Source organism: Agriterribacter sp. (assembly GCF_035444585.1).
Taxonomy (GTDB): domain Bacteria; phylum Bacteroidota; class Bacteroidia; order Chitinophagales; family Chitinophagaceae; genus Agriterribacter.
This window is the reverse complement of sequence record NZ_DAOMOZ010000246.1, coordinates 1-6,424: the sequence shown is the minus strand read 5'-3', so window position 1 is coordinate 6,424 and position 6,424 is coordinate 1. Positions and strand designations below refer to the sequence as shown.

Annotated in this window: 6 protein-coding genes; 4 read left to right on the top strand and 2 right to left on the bottom strand. The window is 45.1% G+C overall.

Features of this window, described 5'->3' with window-relative positions; translation table 11 throughout:
• Window positions 1-1,516 (bottom strand): TonB-dependent receptor plug domain-containing protein (locus PLH26_RS18965; RefSeq protein ID WP_324587594.1); only part of this gene is annotated, 1,516 nt, incomplete at its 3' end.
• A 238-nt stretch (window positions 1,517-1,754) separates the two neighbouring features.
• Here PLH26_RS18965 and PLH26_RS18960 point away from each other — a divergent pair.
• Window positions 1,755-2,462 carry a FadR/GntR family transcriptional regulator gene (locus PLH26_RS18960; protein WP_324587593.1) on the top strand — a complete coding sequence of 236 codons (708 nt, stop codon included), beginning with the start codon at window positions 1,755-1,757 and terminating at the stop codon, window positions 2,460-2,462.
• A 16-nt stretch (window positions 2,463-2,478) separates the two neighbouring features.
• Here PLH26_RS18960 and PLH26_RS18955 read toward each other — a convergent pair whose 3' ends face one another.
• On the bottom strand, window positions 2,479-2,745 hold the full coding sequence (locus PLH26_RS18955) for a beta-barrel domain-containing protein (protein ID WP_502876420.1): 267 nt from the start codon (window positions 2,743-2,745) through the stop codon (window positions 2,479-2,481).
• Window positions 2,746-3,008: 263 nt separating this feature from the next.
• Here PLH26_RS18955 and PLH26_RS18950 point away from each other — a divergent pair, with 263 nt between their 5' ends.
• The 3 genes from PLH26_RS18950 to PLH26_RS18940 all read left to right on the top strand — a co-directional run bounded on the left by PLH26_RS18950 (window position 3,009) and on the right by PLH26_RS18940 (window position 6,337).
• Window positions 3,009-4,097 (top strand): baeRF3 domain-containing protein, encoded by a 1,089-nt coding sequence (locus PLH26_RS18950; protein ID WP_324587591.1) that lies wholly within the window; start codon window positions 3,009-3,011, stop codon window positions 4,095-4,097.
• 30 nt (window positions 4,098-4,127) lie between these two features.
• Window positions 4,128-4,967 carry a universal stress protein gene (locus tag PLH26_RS18945; protein WP_324587590.1) on the top strand — a complete coding sequence of 280 codons (840 nt, stop codon included), beginning with the start codon at window positions 4,128-4,130 and terminating at the stop codon, window positions 4,965-4,967.
• A 353-nt stretch (window positions 4,968-5,320) separates the two neighbouring features.
• On the top strand, window positions 5,321-6,337 hold the full coding sequence (locus PLH26_RS18940) for a metal-dependent hydrolase (protein ID WP_324587589.1): 1,017 nt from the start codon (window positions 5,321-5,323) through the stop codon (window positions 6,335-6,337).
• Window positions 6,338-6,424: the final 87 nt, after the last annotated feature.

Here is a 6,424-nt window from a genome sequence, read left to right as displayed (position 1 = left end):
CCAGGGTAAATTTATCTGTTTGGTTGTTCCTTTTGTACTTATCAATGTTAACGAGGGGGTTGCCGTCGCTGGCATCGCGCCCTAAGATAAATTCTCCATCGGCATTGGTGCCCCGCATGGTAGGGGGAGCCGAGAGCATGCGGCCCCAGTAATTGCCTTCGCCATTTTGCAGCGACTGATCACGCCAGTTGGCTTTGTTGAACTGCAGGCTGCTTTCAGACTTCAGCCAGTCTTTTATTTTATAATCGCCGTTGAGCGTAAAGGTTAAACGCCTGTAAAATGTTTTGAGCGACAAGCCGCCTTCATCATAATAGCCGAGGTTGGCAAAATAGGCGCCGCGATCATTGCCGCCGCTCATGCCTATATTGTATTCCTGCACAGTGGCTTTTTTATATAAGCCATAGTCGCCGTAATTAAAATCTTTATAAATCAGATCGGCGTAGGTTCCGGCAGGATCATAATTCCCGGTTAATGGGTTGGTTGGTACGGCATCCTTCATCTGTTTCCAGCCCGGCTGGCCAAGCAGCTCACGGTTGGTTTCATTTAAGCGCATTACGCTCCATATGGCCCTGTTATCGTAATTACCATCCAGAATATCGCCGGTTACCGGGTCTTTGTATAAATTACCGGTTGCCCTGGGACCTACTCCGGAAAGCGCCGTGTTGGAATTAACCGTACCGAATGTACCGTTAATAATAGCCTGCGCCACACCCATGCGGCTCCATTTGATATAATCCTCTGCGCTCAGGAAGTTGTATGGAATATTCAGATAACTGGTTCCTCTCTTCACATCTATGTTAATGGAAGACTGCCCGGCTTTTCCTCTTTTAGACGTAATGAGGATTACACCATTGCTGGCGCGGGCGCCGTAAATAGCCGTGGCGGAAGCATCTTTCAGCACTTCCATGCTCGCAATATCTTCGGGATTGATATCACTTAAAGAACCCCGCACCTGCCCGTCCATCAATATTAAAGGGCTCCCGGAACCATCGAAGTTGGTGCCACCCCTCAACACGATCGCCGGTAATGAGCCCGGCCTTCCCGTGCCTGTAGCTACTCTCAATCCCGGAATGGTTCCGGCCAAAGCCTGTGCGGGGTTGGAACGCAGCCCGGACTCTAAAACTTTATTGTCGAGCCTGGAAATGGAAGAAGTGATCTTGGATCGCTTAGCGGTACCGTAGCCTACAACTACCACTTCATCCAGTTTGGATGATTCGGCTGTTGTTAAAACGATCATAACCGTAGCGTCAGTACCAACGGTGTGCTCCGTGCTGTTGAAGCCTACTGAGCTGATGACGAGGATATCGCCTTCGGCAGCATCTAATGTAAAATTGCCGTCGGCGTCTGTTGAAACGCCGGTAGCCTTGCCTTTAACAGTAATGCTTACGCCTGCCAGGGACGTTCCCTGTTCTGAAATAACCTGTCCCGAAACCTTTTTGCTCTGCGCCTGGCCCAACAGCGCAAAGCAGATACAGGTTATAAATAATAAGCCTGCTTTTAAATTAAATTTTCGCATACAGCAGTTTTTTAAAATTTTTTTTATATTTGTATTATGTATGACATAATAAAGGTAGAAAGATTTTTATATAACCAAAACTTTTTGATGATTTTTTTTTATACCGGACAAAAATCGTTATGAGGCAAAGCGTTTCGAAGCGTATTTGCCGGCAAATAAGGAAAGCCGGAATATTTTTTCAAAAAATGCAGAGCTAAAAAATAAGATACATTTGTTTCCATATTAAGTTGCATATATTATGACTGTAGCCACGCTAAAAGAAAGTTTTAAATCGGTAGATACCAGCAGTTTGGTAGACAGGGTGGAAGCCAACCTGGTAGAATTACTGCAGCAACGTAAGCTGAAGGTGGGCGATTCCATACCCAAGGAGCTTGAACTGGCGGAAACCCTGGGCGTAAGCCGTACTGTTATAAGGGAAGCTTTGCTGCGTTTGCGGATGATGGGACTGATTGAATCCAAAAAAAAGAAAGGTGCGGTTATTACCAGTCCCGACCTGTTTGGCATTATGAGCAAAAGCATGAACCCTCATGTGCTTGACCAGGAAACCCTGAAGGGGATGTTTGAGATCCGGCTGGCCCTGGAGATCGGTATGGCCGACTTTATTTTTCAGCGGATCACGCCGGAGGATATCCGGGAATTGAAAAAAATTGTAAGCAAAGAACCAAAGATAACCGACCATCACCTGTTTAATATAGAACATGAGATCGCTTTTCACGGAAAGCTGTATGAGATCACCGGCAATGAAACCATGAAGAAGTTCCAGAAAATGCTGCTGCCGGTTTTTGATTATGTGCATAAAAGCGGGCTGCTGAAAAAGCAAACGCATCTCAAAACATTTGTTTCGCACAAAGGACTGGTGGATATTCTTGAAAAGGGTACCCCCGAATTGTTCCGCAATGCCATGCGACAGCATTTGGAAAATCATTTTGCGCGGATATTTGAGTGAGCATTGTTGCAGGGCATCAGTTTTCGGCTACCTGTTTCCGCACATTATTGAACAACCTTTCCAGCAGTCTCATTTTAGCCGTTACAATATCGGCTTGCACAGTAAGCCCTGAATGATATTGAATTTGTTTTTTATAATTGGTTTGTAATCCTTCCGGCAAAGCTATTTTAGCCAGGTAACCGTTGTCTGTTGGCATATTACTAATAAAGGTGATCCTGCCCTTTACTGAGCCGAATTCGCTATACGGATAAGCAGGAAACTTTAATAATACGTTCTGTCCGATTATTACTTTTCCGAAATTTTATTGCGGCACAGTTGCCTCAATAGTATACCTCCCCCGTCAAAATGAATCAGGATTTTTAGAAAGCCACTCCATCACTGCAATCAAACTGGGAAAAAATTCCGGAAAATGCTGCCGCCGGTTTTGTCGTGGAATTGTAAAATAATTGCCATTTTTGAAATATTTGAGTTAGATCATGATACCTGATGATCAGCATCATTATTATTGTTTGTATTAAAGCGTAAGTTTGAAGTAAAGCCTTCGTTATGCAAACTGATATTTCTACATCCATTCGTGAGCTGCACAAAGAAAAGCGGCAATGGCCGGCAGTATCCATTATCATGCCCTTTGAACCTGTTATCCGCAGGGATGACCTGGTAGTGCGGCTTCAGAAAGCGATGAAGAAAGTGGAGTGGGAGATGGGCATAGGGTACGATGAGGACCTGGCCGAGCTGGTAATGCTGAAATTAAGAACCATCGTAAAAAACCTCAACTTCAACACCTTTAAAAAAAGCATCGCTATTTACGTTTCACCTGTATTTGAAAAGGTGATGTACCTGAATATGCCGGTAAGTGAAACCATTGCCGTTAATGAATCCTTTTTTATAAGAGACATTGTTCATGCCAAAAAAGAAATACCAGCTTATTTTGTGCTGGCGCTGAGTGAAAAGTGGAGCACGGTATACGAAGGGAATGTTGCGGAACTTGTTAAAATAAAGTCCAACGGGGCAGGGAATGTGCCCGGTTCAAGATATACTGCAACCACTGAAAAAACTGCGGATGGTGCTGTGCTTTTTACAAAACAATTCCTGCAGCATACCGATGAAGGACTTTCCATCCTGCTGGCGGCCATGCCTTTGCCTGTTCTGGTTGTTGGCAACAAAAAAGTGCTGGATCGTTTTAAGGCTTTAACGGTAAACGGTAAAAACATCGTGGAGTATATTGAAAGCAGCCGTGGAAAAGCTGCTGAGGCGGCGTTGTTTAACAGTATTTATCCTTATATAGCAGACTGGGATAAGATCAGGATTAAGCATTTGTACCACCAGTTGGAAAAAGCGGCAATAGAAGAGAATTTGGTGTATGGTATAGGCGGCGTGCAGTTGAGCGCTGCGCAACACAGAAGCAGACTTTTGATTGTAGATAAAAATTTTATACAAAACCCCGGTCAATACGAAACGGAAGACAACAACGCTATTGTGCAGTACCGGTATAATAAATTTTCGTGTGTGTCGCATGTCATTGATGAGATCATAGGGAATGTGCTGGAAAATGGCGGTGATATTGAAGTGGTGGACGAAGATATGCTGGGTGGAAAACCTGTAGCGCTGGTGAAGAACAGACATATATGTATATAGCATATGCTTTAAGCTCTAAATAAGACCAGCATGAAAAAAATAATTGCGGCATTTGACGGACTGAAGTTTTCCAAAAGTACCCGTGATTACGCTATTCAGATTGCCAGAGAGAACAATGCGCATCTGGTGGGTGTTTTTTTGGATGACCCGTATTATCAGAGTTATAAGGTATATGATCTGATAGGGGACGAAGGCGGGGTATCTCCTGAAAAGCAAAAGTCCTTTCTGGCGGCAGATGCCAAAACCAGGGATGAAGCGGTGGCTGGTTTTGAATTGGCCTGCAAAAGGGCGGGACTTGCATACACCGTTCGCCGCAATAAGGAAATTGCAACCCAGGGGCTGCTGCAGGAAAGCATTTATGCGGATCTGTTGGTGATCAGCGGCTATGAAACATTTACCAACCGCAGCGAACAGGCCCCCACCGGGTTTGTGAGGGATATTTTATCGGCTGTTCAATGCCCGGTGCTGGTGGTTCCCGCACATTATAAACCATTAAGCAAGCTCATTTTATTGTTCGACGGTGAGCCTTCTTCCGTTCATGCCATTAAAATGTTCAGCTATATGCTGCCGGCGTTAAAAGAACACCCTGCCAAAGTATTGTCGGTAAAGCCCATGAGCCAGTCGCTGCATTTGCCGGACAATAAATTAATGAAAGAATTCATGAAACGGCATTTTCCCAAAGCGGCATATAAAGTAATGAAAGGCATACCCGAAACAGAGATCGTTAATTTTCTGAAGCAGGAGAAGGAATCACCACTTGTAGTGCTGGGTGCTTACCGCCGGGGCATGGTATCGCGTTGGTTCAGACCAAGTATGGCCGATGTGTTGATAAGAGAATTAAAGGTGCCTGTGTTTATCGCGCACAATTGAGGAAAGGGGTGAGGGTGAGGGTTCAGGTTGCAGGGAAGTTTCGTGTTTATCGTTTGTGATTTATAGTTTATCGTTGGACTCCGCTTCGGATTTCGAATTTTTGACTTCGGATTTGGGTTTTATCCGCCCTGCGGACAAGCCTGCCTGTAGGTAGGCAAGTTTGTTTCTTGTTATTGGGTTCTTTCCGGGGCTTGCGTCCGGATACGGTGCTGACCCTCCTTCGTCGGGTACCGACCGCGTTTCCAAATTTCGAATTTCAGGCTTATGTTTTGCTTCTTTTACAGCTATCAATACATTTGCAAAGGATAGTGTATTGGTAACCGTAAACTGCTACGCGGCATTGCATATTTGAAATGGATTCTATTACGCATATAGCGCTTGGCGCCTGTGTGGGCGAGGCTTTTTTTGGAAGGGGGTTCGGCAAAAAAGCGATGTTGTGGGGCGCATTGGCCCAAAGCGCTCCCGATATAGATTTCCTGGGCGCCTTTTGGTTAAGCACAGATGAAAACCTGCTTGCCCACAGGGGTTTTACGCATTCCATATTGTTTGCTTTACTGGTGGCGCCGGTACTGGCATTAGCAGCCGAGAAGATCCATCGTCCGCACAATATCCGTTTCAGCAAATGGCTGATCTTTTTTCTTGCCGAGGTGTTGTTGCACCTGCTGCTCGACGGTTTTAACAATTATGGCGTGGGCTGGTTTGAGCCTTTCAGCCATCATCGTTTTTCTTTTAATGCCATTTATGTTGCCGATCCCTTTTTCTCCGTTTGGGCAGGCATTGCCATAGTAATGCTGTTCATTTTACACAGCTATCATCCCCGGCGAAGGTTTTGGTGGAGGTTCGGGGTATTTATTCCTTTCCTTTATCTTGGCTGGTGTACAATCAATAAAATAAAGATCAACAGCGATGTAAAGGAAATTTTGCATCAGCAACAGGTTCCTTATACCAGGTATTTTTCTACACCTACGCCTTTTAATAATTTGCTGTGGTATGTAGTGGCAGGCAACGATAGCGGCTACCATGTTGGTTTCCGTTCTATACTGGATCGTAAAAAGCAGATCGGCTTCCGGTATTTTCCCCGCAATGATTCCTTATTGCAGTCTGTAGCCGATCATGAAGAAGTGCAGCACCTTATCCGTTTTTCGCAACAGTTTTATACGGCAGAGCTATGGGGCGACACGCTGGTATTCAATGACCTGCGGTTTGGGCAAATGAAGGGATGGCAGGACCCCGGAGGAAAATTTGTATTTCATTATATAGTCAATCACCCCGAAGACAATACCCTCGTGGTACAGCGCGGGCGCTTTACCGGCTGGAATAAAACAGTAGCAAGGTCTTTTATACGAAGAATAGGGGGGAGGGGGAAGTGAGAGGTGAGAGGTGAGAGGTGAGAAGTGAAAACTTGTGCATGCCTAAAATAGGTTGACAAAAAACAGTCACTTATTATGAGGCAAAGT

Coding starts and splice junctions, on each gene's coding strand:
- PLH26_RS18940 (WP_324587589.1), top strand. CDS start 5,321: ATGGATTCTATTACGCATATAGCGCTTGGCGCCTGTGTGGGCGAGGCT.
- PLH26_RS18950 (WP_324587591.1), top strand. CDS start 3,009: ATGCAAACTGATATTTCTACATCCATTCGTGAGCTGCACAAAGAAAAG.
- PLH26_RS18945 (WP_324587590.1), top strand. CDS start 4,128: ATGAAAAAAATAATTGCGGCATTTGACGGACTGAAGTTTTCCAAAAGT.
- PLH26_RS18960 (WP_324587593.1), top strand. CDS start 1,755: ATGACTGTAGCCACGCTAAAAGAAAGTTTTAAATCGGTAGATACCAGC.